Source organism: Terriglobia bacterium, assembly GCA_020072645.1.
Lineage (GTDB): Bacteria > Acidobacteriota > Terriglobia > Terriglobales > Acidobacteriaceae > Angelobacter.
This window is the reverse complement of record JAIQGK010000003.1, coordinates 448706-471661: the sequence shown is the minus strand read 5'-3', so window position 1 is coordinate 471661 and position 22956 is coordinate 448706. Positions and strand designations below refer to the sequence as shown.

Annotated in this window: 2 protein-coding genes (1 of these 2 running past the window's edge); both read right to left on the bottom strand. The window is 53.8% G+C overall.

The genetic code is table 11. From position 1 onward, the window contains the following. Positions 1–2819, bottom strand: the beginning of a protein-coding gene (locus tag LAO76_05565; protein MBZ5490382.1) for an amino acid adenylation domain-containing protein. Its footprint begins 5023 nt before the window's first position; the window shows 2819 of its 7842 coding nt (coding positions 1–2819); the start codon lies at positions 2817–2819; its stop codon lies off the left edge, out of view. Continuing rightward, entirely contained in the window at positions 2806–22956 is a 20151-nt protein-coding gene (locus LAO76_05560) for a non-ribosomal peptide synthase/polyketide synthase (protein MBZ5490381.1), read from the bottom strand. Before LAO76_05560 ends, LAO76_05565 begins: the two co-directional genes overlap by 14 nt.

Sequence of the window (22956 nt, the reverse complement as noted above, 5' to 3'; positions counted from 1 at the left end):
TCCGATTCCAGATGGCCGCCACCGGAAAATACCAGCCATGTGCTGGACTCCACCTGTCTGGGCTGCCAAGAGAACATTTGCTTCCAGGAAGGCGCATAAAACCAGTTCGTGATGTCAGGCTTTTTTCGATGCGGCGCAGGCTTCGCTTCGCCAGAACGCGCAGGCTCAACAAAATACTTCTGTCTTTCAAAAGGATAAACAGGAAGCGAAATGCGCCGGCATTTTTCACCAGCGTGCAAGGTCTTCCAATCCACATCAGTCCCTGAAAGCCACAGCCGGCCAAGACTCAAATAAAGCACATGCGTCTCCGGAAGAGCTTCGTGGGGATGTTTCATGGACGAGATGACCGGAACAGATTTTTCTCTGGCCTGGACACGGGCCAGAGTACTAAGAATGTGTCCGGGACCCAACTCAACCAAGGCAATTTCCGGCTCCTTCAATAACTCGGCGATTCCATCTGCAAATCTGACTGTATGCCGGAGATGCCGCGCCCAGTAACCTGGATCAACGGCCTGTTCTGGGGTGATCCAGGTGCCAGTGAGGTTTGAGATGAACGGAATCTTCGGAACGCTGAGCTTGAGCCGACCGAGGAAAGAACGCAATTGCTCCACGATAGGATCCACCATGGAACAATGCGAAGCGGTATCTATATGCAATCGGCGGAATTCGATTCCTTTCGATTCGAGAATCGCTGTGGCTTGCTCGATGGCGCCGACTTTGCCGGAGATCACACAATTGTCCGGTCCGTTAATGGCGGCAATGTCCACACCTTGCAAAGAGAGCTTCGCCAAATCGGATTCCCGCATTTGGACACTGAGCATCGCCCCTGCCGGGAGAGTTTCAAACAGTCTTCCGCGCAATGCGACCAGCGCCAGGGCATCCGGCAAGGAAAACACACCGGACACACAGGCTGCGGCGTATTCGCCCAGGCTATGTCCTATCATGCTCTTGGGCTTGATACCCCAGGACATGAATAACTGCGCCATTGCATATTCGATCGTGAAAATGGCGGGCAGGCCCAGGGACGGTTGCGCCAGGGCAACTGCGGCTGCTTCGCTTTCCTTCGCGTCTGGATGAACCAGTGCTCTCAAATCCCGGCCTAGTACCGGCCGGAGCATCTCAGTGCACTTATCAAAGCTCTCGCGGAAGACGCGTTCCTGCTGATAGAGTTCGCGTCCCATCCCCGGATACTGCGCTCCGCCTCCCGGGAACATAAACACTACCGGGCGATTTCGCACGTTAGCCGTTCCAGTAGCGGTTCCGTCGCCATGCGGCTGCCTTAGCCGCCCAATCGCCTCCGCAGCTGTTTCGCACACTACCACGCGGCGACAAGGAAATGCTTTCCTGCCCACCTGAAGGGAATAAGCGACATCCGAAAGCGGAACGTCGGAGTTGGTCTGCAGATGCTCTGCCATTTTGGCAGTCATGGATTCCAACGCCGCCATGCTCTTGGCTGAAAAAACCAGCAAATGCTGCTTGCGATCCAAAACTTGTCTCTCGACTTCAGGCGCCTCTTCTAAAATTACATGAACATTGGTCCCACCGATTCCTAACGAGGTCACGCCGGCGCGCCTGGGGATTCCCGCCGCCGGCCAGTCGCCAAGAGCGGTATTCACATAGAACGGGCTCGCGTCGAAATTAGCTTTAGGGTTGGGGCTTTCGAAATTCAAGCTGGGCACAAGTTTCTTGTGTTCCAGGGCCAGCACTGTCTTAATTACTGCGGCCACTCCGGCGGCAGCATCCAGATGGCCAATATTGCTTTTGAGTGAACCGATAGCGCAGGGGGACTTTCTTCCATTGCCTGACCGATAAGCTTTCGATAAGGCCGTGACTTCAATGGGATCACCCAGCGGAGTTCCCGTGCCATGGGCCTCCACATAAGTAACGGTATCCGAGGGGACGCGGGACATCGCCAGGGCGGCGCGAATTACCTCAGCCTGCGCATCCACACTTGGGGCCGTAAAGCCGATCTTGCTGGAGCCATCATTATTAATCGCTGAGCCGCGAATAATTGCCTGGATGTTATCGCCGTCTTTCATGGCCTCAGAAAGCCGCTTCAGTACGACAATGCCGCATCCGGATCCCAGGATGGTGCCATTCGCCTTAGCGTCAAAGGCCCGGCAGTGCCCGTCCGGCGATGTAATCCCGCCCTCCTCATAGAGATAACCCTGTTTAAGAGGGACTCCAATTGAAACGCCCCCTGCCAGGGCGAGATCGCATTCATAGGTCAACAAGCTGCGACACGCCAGGTGAATAGCGACAAGCGAGCTGGAGCAGGCGCTTTGAACACATACGCTCGGTCCCCTGAGGTTCAATTTGTAGGAGACGCGCGTCGGCACATAGTCCTTGTCATTGCCGGAAACGAGTTGCATGATATCCGACGAGCCGAGAATTTCGGGGTTGGCCAGCAGATTCCTGATATAGGTGCTCATCGTGGAACTGGCGTAGATTGCAACCATTCCGGGATCGTCGGAGGCGTAGCCTGCATCTTCAAGCGCCTCCCACGCACACTCGAGAAACACGCGTTGCTGCGGATCAATCATTTGCGCTTCGCGTGGAGTGTAGCCAAAGAACTGGGGGTCGAAGAACTCGGCGTCTTCCACAATACCGAATGCCTTTACATAGTTGGGCCGGTGCAACATTTCTGCATCAACACCTGCGGATAAAAGTTCTTCGTCCGTGAAGAAAGATATACATTCTCTTCCAGTGCACAGGTTCTCCCAAAACTGGTTCAAATTCCCAGCTTTAGGAAAACGGCCGGACTTGCCGATGACAGCGATACTGGCAGCGTATTCTGGCGGGCTGCTATTGGTCTTCACTGCGACCTCCCCTTACAGCGGCAAAAGCTTGTAGCTGGAGATCGGCCCGCTCTGTTGCCGCCATTTCCAGTGGAGCGTCGTCCTGTGGCTGCTCAAGAAATTTGGCCAGCGTAGCAATGGTCGGGTAAGTAAACAGGTCGATCACCGTTAGTTGATCATTGAAGCGGACAGCGAGCTTTTCCTGAATCGTCACAAGCAGAAGCGAGTGACCGCCCAAATCGAAGAAATTGTCATGAACACCAATGCTGGTGAGCTGCAATTCCTGCTGCCAGATTTCGGCAATATAGCGTTCGATTTCTGTACGGGGCGCCTTATCAGTGTCCGCTCCGCCCATGCTCATGCGTTCAACCTTGGGCAGACGCTTTCGGTCTATCTTTCCACTGGCGGTCAAGGGTAATTCGGCGATTTCAACAATCACACCAGGCACCATGGCTTCCGGCAGTTTCTGCCGGATGTGATTCTTGAGCTCGACAGCATTGACCACCTGTCCCACACGAGGCATCACATAAGTGACAAGCCGCGTAACATCTTTATCATCCTGATCCGTCACCACGACCGCTTGGTGCACACCGGGATAGCTTTGGATGATCTCTTCGATCTCTCCCGGTTCGATTCTGTGACCATTCAATTTGATTTGATTGTCAATTCTTCCCAGGAACTCGATGTTACCGTCCGGCAGGAACCGCGCTAAATCTCCCGTGCGGTACAAGCGCTCTCCCGGTACAGTGCTAAAGGGATTGGGAACAAAACCTTGCGCAGTTAACGCCGCCTGGCCGAGATAACCACGCGATAGCCCAGCACCGCCAATGAAGAGTTCTCCTGTCACTCCCACGGGCACAGGTTCCATAAACTCATCCAGCACATAGATTTGAGTATTGGCAATCGGCTTGCCTATGGGAATGCCTGGCCTGTTATGGCTTCGTTCACAGCTCCAGGAAGTAACGTCAATAGACGCTTCAGTAGGTCCATAAAGATTGTGCAGCTCGCTCTGAAACTGGCCGAAGAATGCAGACTGCAAATCCGCGGTTAAGACTTCTCCACTGCAAATCACGCGTCGCAAGCTTCCACACTTCTCCGCGACTGATGATTCCAGGAACATGCGCAACGCTGAAGGAACAAAATGCAGGGTAGTGATCTGCTTCTCTCTAATCACTTTCGCCACATAATCCGGGTCAAGGTGTCCCCCAGGATTAGCCATAACCAATTCCGCTCCAGTCAACAATGGCCAGAAGAATTCCCACAAAGAGATGTCGAAGCAGATTGGAGTTTTTTGCAGGATATGATCGTCTTCCTTAAGGCTAAATCTGTCTTGCATCCAAAGCAGGCGGTTCAGAATTCCGGCGTGCGTGTTCATGGCTCCTTTCGGGCCGCCGCTGGAACCTGACGCGTAAATTACATAGGCCAGATTGTCTGCACTTAGTTTTATCTCGAGATTTCCTGATTCTTCCTGGCTAATCTGGGGCCAATCAGTACCCACCTTTATTAATTTGCCATTGCCACGGGGAAGCTCTTTGACGAGTTTTTCCTGCACCAGCATCACGCGAGCTTTTGAGTCCGCGGCAATATCCAGCAATCTTTCCAGTGGGTAGGCCGGATCTAAAGGCAGGTAAACTCCACCGGCTTTAAAAATCCCCAATAGTCCTTTCACCATCTCCAGATTGCGTTCCATGCACATGCCAACGGGAACCTCAGGACCTACGCCAAACCGGCGCAGATAACGAGCAATCTGGTTGGCCTGCGCATTCAGCTCAGCATACGTGAGATGGCCTTCTTCGCTACTCACTGCAATTGCGTTGGGCTTACGGTGGGCTTGCTCCTCTATCAGATCCGTCAGAAGTTTTTCATTCGGACGAGCGACTTCTGTCTGGTTCCAGTCTTCCACCAATTGCCGGCGCTCAAAGGACGTAAGCAAGGCTATGGTCGCAATGGACTGTTGAGGATCGGCGGCAATGCCTGCTAGCAAGACCTTGAAATGTTCGATCCAGCGAGAGATGGTGTCCGCTTCGAACAGATCAGCGCTGTACCTGATGTAGCCGCCCATTCCGTCGGCAGTTTCTGCGATATCGAAATTAAGATCACATTCGGCGGAAAGGTTTTCGAGGTCATATCGCTCCAGCTTCGCCTGTCCAAGTTCCAGGGTGGCATAAGGAGCATTCTGAAGACCGAACATCACCTGATACAAGGGAGATCGTCCCAGATCCCGGTCCGGCGAGAGGACCTCTACCAGCTTTTCAAATGGCACATCCTGATGAGCATAGGCTTCGAGCGTGGTTTGCTTGACCTGCTGTAATAGTGCGGCAAAGGCAGGCGCACCGGACAAATCAGTTCTTAGCACAAGAGTGTTGACAAAGAAACCGATCAAGCTTTCGGTCTCGGTACGGCGGCGCCCGGCAATTGCCGTGCCGGTAGTGATGTCATGCTGCCGGCTATAACGTGACATCAACGTTTGAAATGCCGCCAGCAGTGTCATATACAGCGTTGTCCCATGCTGCAGGCATATCTCTTTCAACTTGACTGTCAGCTCAAGCGATACTTTGAAGCGTACAATGCCGCCTCTCTGACTCTGTATCAGGGGCCGGGCAAAGTCGGTAGGCAGATCCAAGACAGGCACACCAGCCAACTGCTGTTTCCAATAATTGAGTTGCTGCTCCAGCACGTCGCCGCTGATCCATTGCCGCTGCCAGGCACTGTAATCTGCATATTGAATGGGCAATTCCGCCAGTGGCGAGGGTTCGCCCGCGCTAAATGCCTTGTAGAGCACAGAAACTTCTCGTACCAGGATGCCTAATGACCAGCCGTCTGAAACAGTATGATGCATGGTCATCACCAGCACATGCTCCTGTTCAGCCAGTCTGAGCAGGCATGTCCTGATAAGCGGTCCACGCTGGAGATCAAACGGTTTTTGTATTTCGTCGCGCGCTACTATTCGAGCGGTTTTTTCCACATCCTCCGTACCGGAACTCAAGTCAATAACAGAAAGAGGTACAGCGATTGTGTCGTCAATGACCTGTCGCGGCCCACTATCCACAATTTCAAATCGAGTACGCAAAGACTCATGGCGCGATATGATTTCGTGCAGTACCCGTTCCAATACGGTCAAATCAAGAAAACCTTTAATACGAACAGCGGCTGGGATGTTATAGGCCGACCCATCTGGAGTCATGCGGTCTATGAACCACACTCTTTGTTGTGTGTATGACAGAGGGATCGTTCCATTGCGAGGAATCCGCACGATGGGGGGAATCTTCTCCGCCAAAGCCACTTGATCAACAGCGGCGGCCAATTCCCGGATCGTGCGATTACGGAACAATTGAGCAACCGCGATCTGTATGCCCAAATCACGAGAGCGCGCTGTCAGCTTTAGGCCGATCAGCGAATCGCCGCCCAATTCAAAGAAGTCATCATTGATGCCTATGGGCGATACTCCGAGCACTTCTGTCCATATCCGGACCAATAAAGTTTCGGTGGTGTTGGTTGGCGGCTCGACGGGGTGATCAAGGTTCGGACGAGCGTAGGCACGCTCTGTTGCCTCCGCTGCTTCTTCCTCCACACTAGTCTTCTTTCGGGCGAGCCATGCCAGATCTCGGGTTGAAATAACGGCCTGCGGACCTGGTTTGGCGCGAAGCAACCGGCGCAGAACCTCAACCGCTTCCTCCTGCCTGATCCCTTCGGAAGCGCCCGTGACAGCGCAGGACCTTGAGTCGTCCGACAATGTCCATGCATCCCAGTTGATTGACAACACGAAGCAGCGATTACGGAAGAAATTCCGTCGCGCGAGGGAATCGAGAAAAGCATTGGCTGCCGCATAGCCCGCATGTTTGGCTTCGCCGATCATTGAGACCAGAGATGAGCAGAAGACCATAAAATCCAGGTCCTGTTCGGCGAATATCCTGTCTAGAACAAGCGCACCGTGCACTTTGGGGGTAAGGAGCGCGGACACATGATCATCCGTCATTGCCGCAATGGGTTCCGCTTCAAAGACGCCTGCAGCATGTATTACTCCATGAATCACTCCCAACTCGGCCCGCACGTGTTTGCAGAGGTCCCGCATCTGGTCTTCGTCCGCAACATCGGCGTTGGAAATAAGAACCCTGGCGCCGTTTTGCTCCCAACTGCGGATTCGATTGATCTGCTTCACCGCAGGGTCACCTGTGTGGGTCTCAGGCCAGACGCTCCAATGCTCTCGTAAGGGGAACGAACGACGATCCACAAGCACAACAGAAGCATGCATTTGAGAAGCAAGCCATTCCGCGAATTGAAAACCTACATCATTTAGCCCGCCCGTGATCAGGTAAACTCCACCCTCACGAACCAAGTCCGGCTCACCTGCTTCGAGAAGGGCCTGATCGAAGGTCTGGATCCAGCGCCGGGCCCCGCGGTAACTCACTATTGGCTGTTGTTCCTCGGATTCGAATTCGCAGATCAGTTGATCGAGTAAGGCGTGCTCCATCCATGAGCCTTCAGATGGCACTTCAATATCCACACTTCTGCATACGAAATCAGGTAGTTCCTGAGAGACCGTCCTGCACAAACCCAGAAGCGTCGCCTTGGCAGGGGATACGTCTTCATTTCCGGTAATCTCATGCAAACCGCTGGAGACCACCATGCACTGAATGCGGCCCACGCCGGGTATTGCCGTAGCTGCCTGCACAACATGCAGCGGACTATATAGAGCACGATCCAGTTCGTATTCCAGTGAGCCTGCAGGGCCGGTATTCCAGAGATGAAGAATCTTCTGCGGAAACTGTCCCTGCTCTTGCAACACGGAAAACAGTGTGTCGTAATCCGCCCGAGCAGCAGGACGAATGGCATAGGCTTCCGGGCCAGTTCTGGCAAATTCCTGTCCTGCGACGACATTTACGATCTCGTACCGTCTTTGCTCAAATTTCTCAACGAGCATCGACGTTATTCTCGAATTGGGGGAGAACACCAACAATCGTGTCTTCTCAGAACCTTCGGCTTTCCTCGCTGGAGCGACTCGTGCTGTTTCCTTCCAACACGGCAGATATAACCAGTCTTTAAGCTGCTTTCGCGAACCCTCTGCATGGGACAGGCGGGAACCCGGCGCGTCAACCCAGAAACGCTGGCGTTCGAACGGGTAGGTGGGCAACGGGATTCTTCTGCGCTTCTCCCCTGACGCAAACTCATTCCAATCAATTCTTGCGCCCTGAAGCCACAGATGGCCCAGCGTCGTAAGCACGTGCTTTACATCTGATTCACCAGTCTGGGACTCCGGCAACGATGTCAGCATCGTCGGCAGATCTGCTTTGGCTATTGTCTGACGCATGGCCGTATGACTGGTATGGCCAGGCCCAACCTCCAGAGTGACCCGCGCGCCAGCACTGCATAGATTTCGAATTCCGTCGGCAAACTGAACGGTGTGACGGAGTTGTTTGCCCCAATAAGCTGGATCCGTAGTCTGCTCCGCGGCTATCCAGTCACCCGTAACATTGGAGAGATAGCGCATCTGCGGCGCATTTAGACGAACTCGTCTCACCTGCTGAACAAACTGATCAACGATCGGTTCCATCATCGCGGAATGGAAAGCGTGAGACGATGCCAGACGCCGATGGACAACTTGCTGCTTTACCAGTTCCTTTTCAGCCAATTCCAAAGATTCGAGTGGCCCCGACAATACACATGAACGCGATCCATTAATCGCGGCCAACTCCAATCCTGCTTTTAAGTAGATTTGGACTTCATTCTCGGAAGCTGCCACAGCCAGCATTCCGCCGCGCTCACAGCTCTGCATCAGGCGGCCACGAACGGCAACCAACTTCAGGGCATCCTCCAGCGAAAACACCCCTGCAAGACATGCGGCCACGTATTCTCCGATGCTGTGCCCCAGCATGCTGTCGGGCATGACGCCCCAGGACATCCACATCCTGGCCAGGGCGTATTCAATGACAAAGATCGTGGGCTGAGTAGTCCGGGTCTCCCGCAACTCGGTCTCAGCCCATTGGGATTCTTGCGGGCTCGGATAGAGCACACTGCGCAAGTCCAATTGCAATTCTGGCCGAAGCAGTTCCGAGCACTGATCTACCACTTCATGGAAAAGCGGCTCATGAGCATAAAGATGCTTACCCATGTTGACATACTGTGTCCCTTGTCCTGGGAACACAAAGACTGGCCGCAAACCCTCATGGGAAACAACTGAGGCCGGCAAGGGTTTTGTGTGCCGGGTCTTAAATCTCTCGGTTGCCTCTGCGGTACTTTCCGCCACTACAAGACAACGATGAGCAAAGGTCGCGCGTCCCACTTGAAGAGTGTGTGCAACATCCGCAAGATGGGCCGATTGATTCTTTCGCAAGTATGCTTCCAGATTTTCGACTGCGGATTCCAGGGCTGTCGCTGTCTTCGCGGATAACAGCACTAGTTGCCAGGGACGGCACGCGGACACAGCATCATCGGTCGGCGCCTCCTCTAGAATGACATGCGCGTTGGTCCCGCCGATCCCAAACGAACTCACCCCTGCCCTGCGTGGCAAACTTTCGGGCTTCCACTCTGCAAGCTTCGTATTCACATAAAACGGGCTATGGTCGAAATCAATTTGAGGATTAGTTCGCTCGCAATGGAGAGTAGGAGGAATCTGTTTATGCTCGAGCGCCAGCACGGTCTTGATCAGTCCTGCAACGCCGGCGGCCGAGTCGGCATGGCCAATATTGGATTTGACTGAACCAATCGCGCAAAACGCATTCTTTTCAGCACCCATCCCGCGATATGCCTGTGTAAGAGCAGAAATCTCGATGGGGTCGCCCAGGGGCGTTGCGGTTCCGTGCGCTTCCAGACATGTGATCGTCTCCGGCTTTACGCCTGATTCCCGCAGTGCCTCTTGAATTACGTTGCATTGGCCGGTAATGCTCGGGGCTGTATAACCTACTTTGTCGCTACCATCATTGTTGATGGCCGAACCTTTAATGACTGCACGGATATGGTCGCGGTCCCGCAGCGCGTCTTCCAATCGCTTGATAACGACTACTCCCGCGCCATTGCCTCTTACTGTGCCCTGGGCTTGCTCATCAAAGGTCCGGCAGTGGCCGTCAGGAGAGACAATACTCCCTTCCTGGAAGATATCGCCGACCTTCTGCGGAGTTCGGATGGTGATTCCCCCGGCCAGAGCCATATCGCATTCATGATTGAACAGGGCCCGGCAGGCCATATGAACGGCTACAAGGGAGGTCGAGCAGGCTGTCTGTATAGTGAGGCTCGGTCCGGTTAAATTCAGCTTGTAGGACACTCGCGTAGCCAGAAAGTCATTGCTATTAGCGAATAAGATGGGAGCGGCATCCTTGGAGTAGAGGAAATTTCCCTCGCCCAATAAATTGAAAACATAAGTGTTAGGTCCGCTTCCCGCATAGAGTCCGATCTTGCCGGGATAATTCCTGGCCGCGTATCCCGCATTCTCCAGTGCTTCCCAGGCGCATTCCAGGAAGATCCGCTGTTGCGGATCAATCATCTCTGCTTCGCGCGCACTGACATCAAAAAACCGGGCATCAAACAGGTCAACGTTGGCCACCACTGGACCGCGCTTGACGAAATTCGGAGAACCCAACAGTTCCTCGCTAATGCCCGCAGCTCGCAATTCTTCATCGGAAAAGTCGGTGATGGATTCAACTCCCGCCTCAAGGTTCTGCCAAAATTCTTCCAGATTGGCCGCTCCCGGAAATCTGCCAACCATTCCAATGATGGCGAACTCTGTTGTGCCAATTCCCGGCTGCCCTGTTTCGACGATCTCACTTCGGCGTCCTGATTCAACCCGAACAATGCTGCGGCCGCCCTCTAAGCGCTCAGCCAGCGAGCGGATGGTCGGATACTGGAAGAAATCAACTATAGGCAAGTTCTTCCCAAAGGCTTTTTGTACCTCTAGACGTAGCTCGGGAATGAGCAGTGAATGTCCGCCGACATCAAAAAACTTGTCCTCTATACCAACTTCATCAATCCTTAGAATCTGTTTCCATATCTGCGCGAGAATGCGCTCCGTTTCTCCCAACGGCAGTTTTGGTCCCGGGGAAGGCTTGGACGCGGACTTGAGTGCAGGCAATGCCTTTTTATCAATTTTGCCGTTGGCTGTAAGGGGCATTGCGGGAAGGAATACCAACGCGTTGGGAACCATATAGCTCGGCAGCTTCGCTGAGAGGTGCGCGCGAAGTGCCGTCTCCAATTGCTTTGAGTTCCAGTACACTCGTTCGACCCTTGACGAAGGAGCGTACGACCCGTTCCCCTGCTTGATTGTCTCCGGCCGCCGGGCGAAGATCGTATAGAGATCGGTGGCCGCCAGTTCGTCATCCTGTTCGACGCTCACCTCGTAGCCGCGCACCTCCAAAAGATGCCGCATTTTCCTTAATCTGCCTTCGATGTCGTGAACCTCGATTACGAGTTGGCGGATTTTGGCCCAGTCTTTATCCTCAATTCCTTCGAAGACCTCCAGTTCGCTTTTCTCCACATCAATCTTCAGAAGGTCAATACGTTCAATGCGTTCCGCCGCGATCACCTCGGATAGTGTCCGCAACGTACAACGAAACTTTTCGTGATCCAGGCGTTGCTCAATCAGCGTCTCAAGAGTCTCTTCGGATAGCTCTGCGCCGTTCTGGTTCTTAAGGAACGTCTTAATGGTGCCTTGCTCTTTCTTTAGATCGGCGTAACGACCTGAAATCACAGAGTTATGTTTGAACCACGTAAAGTCAGCCGTTCCAGACACACTGGAAAGTCCGCAGTTAAACAGATGGATGTCCCCGCCGGCCAGAAGAGAATTGATTCTGAGGTTTTCGAAGACTGGAGGGATCGGCTCAAACGCATAAATCCTGGCTTGGGGGGCCCTTTCCAGTATTGATAGCGTAAATAAGCCAATGTTAGCGCCTACGTCAACAACACAGGCATCGTTTCTTAGAGTGATGCCGTGCTGTAAATAAGTCCGCCGCTCGAAGATTTCCTGATAGACAAAATCTGTTTCGTTCTTGTTCTGGTGACTGATCACCATCCCGTTCGGTAATTCGTAACGTGCTGCTCGCGGGAATTCTCCGCTCTGATCGAACTTTAAGAATTGCGTTACAGGATGAGCGCAATTTCTGTCCGGCACCAGGTACGCAACCAGTCTCTTATCTCCCGGCGTGTCCTCACGCACGGTCACTACTGCTTCGCTGACGGCCTCGTGCTCCAAGAGCCGGGTCTCGATCTCTCCTAACTCAATGCGGAACCCTCGCAGCTTCACCTGATGATCTAACCGGCCAAGATACTCCAGCTCTCCTTTTTTCCGCCATCTCACCGCATCTCCGGTCCGATAAAGCCTTTCGCCTCCGACCAGGCTAAAAGGATGAGGAATGAATTTTTCTGCGGTCATGCCCGGCTGCGCCAGATAGCCACGCGCCAATCCCATGCCGCCCAGGTATAACTCTCCCTTCACTCCCACCGGAACAGGCTGCAATGCATTGTCCAAAACGTAAACCTGAGTATTTGCAATGGGCCTTCCGATAGGTACGAAGAATCTGCTTTCATCGTTCTGGCAATGCCAGAAGGTCACATCAATAGAAGCTTCTGTCGGCCCATACAAGTTATGCAACTCGGCGCCGACTTTCCCTTGGAATCTCTTCTGTAGCTCCAAACCCAGGGCTTCGCCACTGCAGATCACCCGCTTCAAAGAAGTGCAGCTTGCGGCGCCTTCACTCTCCAGCCACACACTTAGCATGGATGGAACAAAATGGATTGTGGTAATACTTGAGCTCTGGATGGTGGTGCTTATATAGTCAGCGTCCTGATGACCACCCGGCCGAGCCATCACAAGCCGCGCACCGGTGATCAGCGGCCAGAAAAATTCCCAGACTGAAACATCGAAGGTGAATGGGGTTTTCTGCAGCACCCGATCGCCAGCGTTGAGTCCATATTGCTGCTGCATCCATTGCAACCGGTTGCACAAGCCGCCGTGGATGTTCATTGCACCTTTGGGCTGCCCTGTCGAACCCGAGGTGTAGATCACATAAACCAGATTCTGCAGGCTCGTAATGTTTTTCGGGTTCGCGGCGCTCTCCGTGGTAATGCCGTCCCACTGCTCATCCAGCGCTACTACTTTTCCGTCGAAGCTCCTGAGCTGCGAGCGGAATCGTTCTTGGGTCAGCAGCACCGGAACTTTTCCATCCTGGAGCATATAGGCTAGCCGTTCCTGCGGATAACCAGGATCCAGTGGCAGATAGGCCCCACCGGCTTTGAGTATGCCAAGTAATCCAACCACCATTTCGAAGCTGCGTTCCAGACAAATTCCTACCCGCGTTTCCGGCCCTACTCCCTGCTTTCTCAAGTAATGCCCCAACTGGTTCGCGCGCCGGTTCAGCTCTGCATAACTCAACTCCTGTTTTTCGTATTCCAACGCAACTGCGTCCGGAGTGCTCCTTGCCTGCTCTTCAAACAATTCATGAATGCAGCGCGAGGCAAAAACTGTCGTCGTCTCATTCCAGTCAAACAATAACTGCCGGTGCTCGGCCTCTGTCAGTAACGGCAAGGTGGAAACGCACTGTTGGAAATCGCGGACCATTTCGCGCAGAATTTGGCTGTAATGCCCCAGCATCTGCCGAATTGTCTTTGGTTCAAACAGATCAGCGCAGTATTCAGCGAATCCATGCAGACCTTGCGGGCCCTCTTCAATGACTAAGGTCAAGTCAAATTTTGCTCCCGTGGCGGCCGGACGAAGCAAAGTCATCTCTAAACCCGGCAACTGCATAGTGCCGGCAGGAGCGTTCTGCAATATCATCGCCACCTGAAATAACGGATTTCGGCTCAGGTCCCGCTGCGGCTCCAACGAGTCCACCAACTTCTCCAAAGGAACGGTCTGGTGTTTATAAGCTGATAAGCACGTTTCGCGGGTTCGATGTAAGACCTCCCGAACCGGCGGATTGCCGCTCAAATCGCCGCGTAATACCAGAGTATTCACAAAGAAGCCAATCAGGCTTTGCAACTGAGCATGAGGTCGATTCGCAACTGGCGAACCCACGGCGATGTCCTCCTGGCCGCTGTAGCGTGCCAGTAGAATCTGCAATCCTGCCAGCAAGGACATGAAGAGGGTCACCCTATGCTCGCGGCCCAGGGCTTTCAACCCCGTGTTCACTTCGGCTGCAAGCACCCATTCCTCATTGGCTCCACGAAAGCTTTGAACCGCAGGCCGGGGATAATCAGAAGGCAGTTCCAACACCGGGAGCGCTTGCAAGTATTTTTTCCAATATCCCAATCCTTCTGCCAGTTTTCCGGTTTCCAGCAACTCCCGCTGCCAACTTGCATAATCCACATATTGAATTTCCAAATCGGGCAGAGGTAACGGGCTTTTCGTGCTATATGTCTCATACAGCGCCCGCAGTTCGTTGACCAGCACACCAACCGACCATCCATCGAAAACGATGTGGTGGACGGTAATGAGCAGTATGTATTCATTCTCCCCGAGTCGCAGTAGCTTCGTCCGGAACAACCGCCCTTCGGCCAATTCAAATGGACGGGCCGCCTCTTCTGTCAGTTCGCGATGTATCCAGTCCTGTGCTGCTATTCCAGCGGTCGAATCTGGAACATCTATTTGCGGCAATTCAACCCTGAACCCTTCGTCTATCTCCAACTGTGGCTTGGCTCCAGTCTGTACGAAACGGGCGCGCAAAATTTCATGGCGCCGCAAAATTTCCTGGAAACTCCACTCGAGCGCTTCCCGATTCAGATTGCCTTTCAGGCGCACTGCTGCCGGCAGGTTATACGCTGCTCCGCTGGAGTTAAAAAGATCAAGGAACCAGAGGCGCTCTTGCTGGGAAGAAAGGGGTAACGGCCCCAATCTTTGGACACGGACAAGGGGCAGGGCTGTATCTGCCTGCCATTCACCGGTCAAACTGTCAACGTGTGTCGCTAAATCCTGAAGAACCGGAAATTCGAAAATTGCCCGCAATTCTATTTCGCGATGAAATGTCTCCCTCACCCGCGCAAGCATCCGCGTTGCCAGCAGAGAGTGCCCACCCAGCACAAAGAAGTTATCGTGCAAACCTACATGCTCAATGCCCAGCAGGTCCTCCCAGATTTGCGCGATCAGCTCTTCTGCGGCAGTGCGTGGTTCAGCATAACTTGAGCCTTCATCTCTTTGTTTCCGGAACGATGGCAACGCGCGACGGTCAATCTTTCCGTTCGGCGTCAGCGGCAATCGATCCAGTAAAACAAAGTCGGACGGTACCATGAACTCCGGCAGCCGTTTTCTGAGTGCTGTTTTCAACTGCGGTGGATTTATTCCTTCTTCAACGGCCGCATAAGCCACCAGCCTCTTCTCCCCAGAATCATCCGCAGCCACAACTACTGCCTGAGTGACACCGACTATCTCTTCGAGCGCGGCTTCAATCTCAGTCAACTCGATCCGATAGCCACGCACCTTGACCTGATGGTCAATGCGTCCCTGATAATCCAAATTCCCGTCCGGGCGATAAGAGGCAAGGTCCCCAGTGCGATACAGGCGCTGGCCAATAATCGTGCTAAAAGGGTTGGGCACAAATTTTTCTGCTGTCAACTCCGGCCGATTTAAGTAGCCTCGCGCCAGTCCTGCTCCGGCCAAATAGAGCTCTCCTACCACACCTACCGGCAGTAGCTCCATGCGCCCGTCCAGCACATAAGCTTGTGTATTGGCGAGTGGCTTTCCTATTGGCACGGCCGGGGCATCTGGAGTTTTCGACAACCATGCATAGGTCGAATATGTGGTGTCTTCTGACGGACCGTACAGATTGCAGACTCGAGCAGCACTTCCAAGTCCATAAACATCCTGTACTAATCCCCAGGTCAATGCCTCTCCAGCTAGATTGACCGTCCGCACCGACTGAGGGACTGCCTTGATCCGCACCAGCTCCCGCATGGCAGACGGCACTGTATTGACCAACTTGATTGCATCAGGTTCCGGCATCTTAGCCAGTTCCAGGACATCCTTGACTACGAACACTGTTCCGCCACAACTGAGCGGCACAAAGATCTCGAAAACAGACAGATCAAAGCAGATTGAAGTTGAAGCCAGCACAGCGCTTAACTCTTCCGCCGAAAATGATTCTCTGGCCCAGTGCAGAAGCACGGTTGCGCTGCGATGTGTGATTGCCACTCCCCTTGGCCTACCCGTTGAGCCCGAGGTGTAGATCACATAGGCAAGATTTTCCGGTGTCGTTGGTGCTTTCAGGGTTTCTCCACTCTCCTGCTCTATCGTTTCCCGGTCCTTTTCTAACAGCACCACACGTCCACCAAACCCATTCAAATCTCCCAAGAGATGGGTTTGCGTCAGTACGACGGCTGCCTCTGCATCCTCCACCATGTATTGCAATCGCTCTTTGGGATAGCTTCCATCCAGAGGTACGTACGCTCCTCCTGCTTTGAGGATCCCCATTAAACCCACTATCAAGTCGCGCCCACGTTCCAGGCAAATTGCCACGCGGACTTCTGGGCCCACTCCCAATTGCCGCAAGTATTGACCCAGTTGATTAGCTTTCCGATTTAGCTCCGCATACGTCAATTGTCCATCGGCACTGACTACAGCTACTGCCTCCGGGGTCCTTCTTGCCTGTTCTTCCAGCAATTCCGGCAGGCATTTCTCTCGCTCATATTCCAGTTCGACGCCCTTCCACTCCACGAGCAGTTGCTTTCTTTCAGCGGCGCTCAGGATGTCGATTTCGCCCGCGCATCTCTCGGGGGAAAGAATCATCCCCTGGAGGAGGTTTTGATAGTGCTGCAGCAGCCGTTTCATGCGCTCGGCGTCAAATGATTCGGTGCTGTACTCCAGAGAGAGCTCTAATTCTTCGTCCCTCTCGCGCGCGGCCAAAGTAATGTCAAACTTCGAGGTGCCGGTCTCCAGCATCCGCGGTGTTGCTTTCAGGCCATTCCACGGCAGGTTGGGCAGCGGCGTGTTCTGCAGCACAAACATGGTTTGAAAAAGAGGTGTGCGGCCGAGATTACGTGCTGGATCCAGGATTTCGACCAACCGCTCGAAGGGAACGTCCTGATGCGCATAAGCTTGCAATGAGACTTCGCGGACCTGTTGCAATAGCTCGGCTACCGAACTATCAGCCGCTGATGCCGAACGCAATACCAAAGTGTTTACAAAGAAACCGATGAGCGGCTCTGTTTCCGGTACAGCGCGGTTGGCAATCGGAGAGCCGACGGCTATATCAGTTTGCCCGCTGTAACGGCGAAGCAAAATTTTAAAAGCAGCCAGCAAAGTCATAAATAGCGTGACAGCTTGCCGGCGGCTGAACGAGCGCACCTCCGCGGTCACTGATTGCGCCAAAATCGCAACCTCTGAGCCTCCAGTAAATACGGGCTTGGCAGGATGTGGACGGTCTGTCGGAAGGTTCAGTGGCTCCACTCCAGCCAACTGAGCCTTCCAGTAGGCCGTTTGTTTTTCCAGCAGTTCGCCTTGCAACCACTCGCGCTGCCACTCCGCGAAGTCAGCATATTGAACCTGCAGTGGCGCCAGAGGAGAGGAGTCGCCGCGGCTGAAGGCATCATAAAGCTCGGTCAACTCTTGCAACATGATTCCCATCGACCAGCCGTCGCACACGATGTGATGGAGCACCACGACGAGAACATGGTCCTGGTTGCTGAGTTGGAGTAAAGAAGCGCGAATGACCGGTCCAGTGGCAAGATTGAATGGAAGCCGTGACTCATGCCGTAAAAATTGAGGCATTTCGGTCTCAAGCATCTCCAGAACAGGCATAGGCAAATCTATTACTGGAGCGATGCTTTGTACGGCTGCACCCTCGTTTTCCGGGAAACTGGTCCGGAGCACTTCATGGCGATCAACGATCTCCTGCAAGGCGGCATGCAGCGCCCGCTTATTCAACGGCCCCTGCAACCTCAAAGCTACCGGCACGTTATACAGACTCGCTTCAGTCTCATAGCGCGAGAGGAACCACAAGCGTTCCTGGGCAAAGGACAGTCGCGCATGTTCTTTCCGCGGAACGGGCCGCAGAGGAGGAGCCGTGATCCGGGTTGCTTTTTCAACCTGGAGCGCCAGCCCGGCGACAGTGGGGTTCTCCAGGAGACAGCGAAGCTGCAAGTCCACACCAAAAACTTGCCGGACGCGAGACATTACTTGCGTTGCCAGCAGTGAGTGCCCACCCAAGTCAAAGAAATTTTCGTCTATGCCGACCTGCTCAAGATGGATCACCTGTGCCCAGATAGCCGCCAGGGTCTCTTCTGTTTCATTCTGCGGCTTTCGTCCCTTTACTATGCTGCGTACCGGGTCGGGCAGCAACTTTCGGTCAACTTTGCCGTTGGGGGTTTTTGGCAGATTCTCCAGTATTACGAATTGAGAAGGAACCATGAAACGCGGTATTCTCTCTTGCAGATACTCGCGCAGCTGTCCCTCGTTGATGTCCATCCCTGGCCGCGGAGCAGCATAGGCCACCACCCATTTCTCAAGGCCGCTTTCCTTAACGACAACCGCGTTCTCACGCACAGCCGAGTGGGAACTCAAAGCAGCTTCAATCTCGCCCAGTTCGATCCGATAGCCACGCAACTTCACTTGCTGATCAGCGCGCCCCAGATATTCCAGTTCACCAGCATTGTTCCATCGCACCAGGTCTCCGGTGCGGTACATACGCTCTCCGGGTATTTTGCTGTTGGGATCAGGCAGGAATCGCTCGGCTGTCAGGCTGGCGCGTTTCCAGTATCCACGCCCTACGCCCGCGCCTGCGATATAAAGCTCGCCAACCACCCCAAACGGCGCTAATTCCAACTCCTGGTCCATCACATAAAGGCGTGTATTGCCTGTACCGCGCCCGATGGTTACTTTCTTTTGTGGTTCTACGGTTGTCCAACTCGAGTAGGTGGTTGTTTCTGTGGGCCCGTACAGATTGTTGACACGTTTGAGATTTCCCGACTGCCACAATTCTGTTACTAATTCGCTCTTTAGCGCTTCGCCCGCCAGATTGATCGTCACCACCTCATTCGGCAACCGTGTTTGCTCGATCAGTTTGGCAATTGCCGAGGGTACGGTATTCACCAAACGCACGCGGTTGGAGATTTTTCCTTCCCTCAGGCTTTCCCACCATCCGAGCACATCGTCGGCCAGCACGACGGTGCCGCCGCAGCCGAGCGTTGCCCACAACTCAAAGATCGAAAGATCAAAACAGACTGATGTCGCCGCCAGTACGCCGCTGAACTCCTCTTGCGTAAAAGTGCGTTGCGCCCACGCCACAAATGCCGTGGCATTTCTGTGAGTGAGCACCACTCCTTTCGGCACTCCGGAAGATCCCGAGGTGTAGATCAGGTAAGCCGGTTGCCGACTGCTGACTGCTTCATTGATTTGTTCCCTGCTCTCGTTTTGTATCAATTCCCTTTCGCGGTCAAAGCACAGAACGGTAGCAGCTCCTCCATAGACCCTCTCGCCCAACACTTCTTCAGTGATCACGACTCTTGCACCTGCATCTTCCAGCATGAAGCGCAATCTTTCCGCAGGGTATTGAGGATCCAGAGGCACATACGCCGCACCGGCCTTCCAAATGGCCAGCATTGCCACCACCATGTCCGGTGAGCGTCGCATGCAAATTCCTACGAGATCTTCTTTTTTCTGTACTCCCATGCGCACAAGGCGCCGCGCCAGCTGGTTCGCCCGGGCATTCAATTCTGCAAAGGTAATTTCCGTTTCGCCCCAGACAATCGCTGTCTCGCCAGGCCTGTTCTTGGCCTGCGCCGCAATCAACTCATGCAGACACTGCTCACGGTCATATTCGAATTCTGTGCAATTAAGCTCCTCAAGCAGCCGGTTGCGTTCGCTTACTGAGACCACCGGTAATTGGCTCACCGGAGTTTCAGGATTCAAGAGGATTCCTTCCAGCAGAATGGAGAAGCTCCCAGCCCAGCGAGCGATCGTGGCTTTCTCGAACAGATCGCTGTTGTACTCCCATTCCCCGATCAGGCCATTTGGACATTCTCCGGCCGTCAGCGTCAGATCAAACTGCGCCGTCTGCTGTTCGACAGTCACAGACTCCAACTGCAAGCCGCCTAAAGCTACGCGCGCCCCCGGCTGCCCCAGTGCAAAACGCACAAAATCGTCTGAATGACTTCCATAAGTCTGCTGAAAGACGAACATGCTTTGATAAACCGGTGACGTGGCTGGATCGCGAGCAATCCCGAGCTGTTCGACCATCAGCGAAAATGGATATTGATCATGCGCAAAGGCATGCAGAACCCGTTGACGAATTTGAGAAAGGAAATCGGTGAATGTCTGGCGCTGCTGGAAATCCGCCCGCAGAGGCACGGCATTGACGAAGTAGCCGACGGTATTCGCAAATTCCGCTCTCGATCTACCGGCTACCGGGCATCCGACAGTAATTTGCTTTTGCGAGGTCAGGCGATACAACAGGATTTGAAAGGCCGCCAGAAGCACCGAAAAGAGCGTTGTCTGGTGCTCAGCCGCAAATAATTTGAGCTTTTCGGTTAACTCGCTTTCGAGAACAAATGGAAAGGAATATCCATGAAATGTCTGGACTGGAGGACGGGCATGATCTGCGGGCAGGCTAAGAGGCGCCAGTTCTCCTGACAGCTCTTCTTTCCAATAGCTCCTGAGCCGTTCTCCCTCAGGACCGGCAAGATTCTCGCGCTGCCATTCCACAAAGTTCGCATAACTGCATTCCAACGGAGGCAGTTGCGGTTCCGCTTTGCTGTGATATGCCTGGTAGAGCTTCCCGACTTCCTCCAGAAGCAGGGTAAGAGACCAGTAATCGGCAATAATGTGATGCACCGCAACGTGCAGCAGGTGATTATTATCCGATCTGCCATAAACAGCGGCTCGAAACAGTGGCCCTTGTGTCAGGGAAAAGGGACGATGGCTCTGCTCGACCAGCCTTTTCCCGAGTTCTGTTTCGCTCCAGGAAGCGGCATCAAAATATTCAAAACAAACCTCAGCTTTATCGGCAACTTGCTGGACCGGTTCGCCCGTGGTGTCCACAAACACCGTGCGCAGGCAGGGATGGCGATCAACAAGCGCCTGTAATGCGCGCCGGAGCGCCTCAATATCCACGCCAGTAGTGATCCTGATGGCGCGCGAAATGTTATAGGCAGCGCTTTCAGGCGCCATCTGATGCAAGACCCACAGCGCTCGTTGACCATGCGAAAGCGGATAAGTGGAGGGCTGTTCCGCATGGCTTTTGGTTAAGAGCGGAGCTACCTTATTTGTCCTCTTCGCGATGTCCGCGATGGTTAACCCATCAAAAACGTCCGCGCTGGCGATCTCAACGCCAAAACGTACCTGAAGATTGTGGCAAAGCTCGACGGCAGTGAGAGAATTCAACCCAAAACCCATGAGCGGCTGACGCACATCAACTTCGGCCGGCTCGATTCCTGTTCGTCTGGCTAATTCCTCAATCACCCATGTCTCTACAGCACTTCTCTTGGCTGGCTCCTGGGATCGTCTTGCCTGAGGAGCTTGTCTCGTCTCTGCTGTATCGCGCCACTCTCTCAAGACTTCAAGTCGCTGATTCAGGAAATCCTTCTTACAGGCGTGCCGTTGCAGCTTGCCACTGGAAGTTTTGGGTAGCGTGCCTGACTGTATGAGGACGATGGAATGGACGCTCAATTCATGGACGTCAGCAATATTCCGGATAATGCTCTGGATGGCTTTGTCCAGTTCGTCATCTGAACGAATGGTCGCCTCTTGCACCAATACCAGTTGCTCTTCTCGGTCCTTCTCGATTGCAAAGGCTGCGCCACATCCGACCCGCAACGCAGGATGGGCCGTTGCCATGGTTTCTTCAATACCCTGCGGATAATAGTTGCGCCCACGGATGATGATGAGATCTTTCAACCGGCCGGTAACAAAGAGCTGTCCATCACGCAGAAAACCAAGGTCCCCCGTTCTCAGGAACGACCCGTCGTCGCTTCCGAGCATTTGAGCCTGGAATGTATGTTTGGTCTCTGCCGGTAGATTCCAATAACCGAGAGCCATACTCGGACCAGAGACCCAAATTTCTCCGATCTGATTGGGCGAACATGGAAGGAGTGTTTCCGGATCAACAATCCTCACGGTACTCCCTCGCGCCGGTTGGCCGCAGCTAACGACCCGCGTAACGCCGCTTTCGTCAGATGGAAAGCGCACCTCATGGCGCCCTAAGGCATCCGTATCGAGCTCCGCGATCAGCGGCTCGTCTTCCGTTGCTTGAGCGGAAACAAGCAAGGTCGCCTCAGCCAGGCCGTAACAAGGAGTAAAGGCTTTTGACTTGAAGCCGACCGGACTGAATCTCTCCGCAAACCTTCTCATTGTCTGGCCGCGTACAGGTTCGGCGCCATTGAAGGCGACTTCCCAGCTACTCAAATCCAGCGTGGACAGATTTTCTTCAGCGATCTTTCGAACGCACAGGTCATAAGCAAAATTGGGACCGCCGCTGGTTGTTGCCCGGTAACGTGTTATCGCGTTTAGCCAGCGGAAGGGACGTTCCAAAAATGCCATGGGCGGCATGAGGATGCAGCGGGCGCCCGCATAGATTGGCTGGAGCATGTTCCCGATGAGCCCCATATCGTGATAAAGCGGAAGCCAACCGACAACCACAGACTTTTCAGTTTGACGAAATGCCTCCTGAATCAGGGCCTCGTTCTCCAAGAGATTGGAGTGACTTACCATGACGCCTTTGGGGGTCGCGGTAGATCCAGAAGTGTATTGCAGGAACGCGATCGAGTCTCCGGTTACGTTTGGTGGTTTCCATTCGCGGACAAGGTCCTGGGCCAAGTCATCGGTTGTCAGGTATCGGAGAGAACCAAGCTGAGGATCAAGGTCCGCGAAAGGAGCGACTTTGGCCCGCGTCTGTCGCGTGGTAAGAACTGTGTGGGCCTGCGAGTCCTGGATTACCGCCTTAAGCCGGAGTAGATTGCGATTCGATCGCGGAGGATAAACCGGTACCGCAATCGCTCCCGCGGCCAGACACCCCCAGAACGCAGCGATGAAATCCGGTCCGGGAGGATACAGCAGCAGTACGGTTTCTCCAGAGGAACCGGATGATTGCAAAAGCGCAGCGATGGACCAGGCACGGCGCGTCAATTCCTCATAGTTCCAGTTAACCTCTTCCTTCTCGCCGTTCTGAAGAAAGGTCAGGACCGGTTGGCCGGAACTGTGCTCCGTCCGCCAGAGAAGCAGTTCATTCAAGTTACTAAAATTATTTGGCAT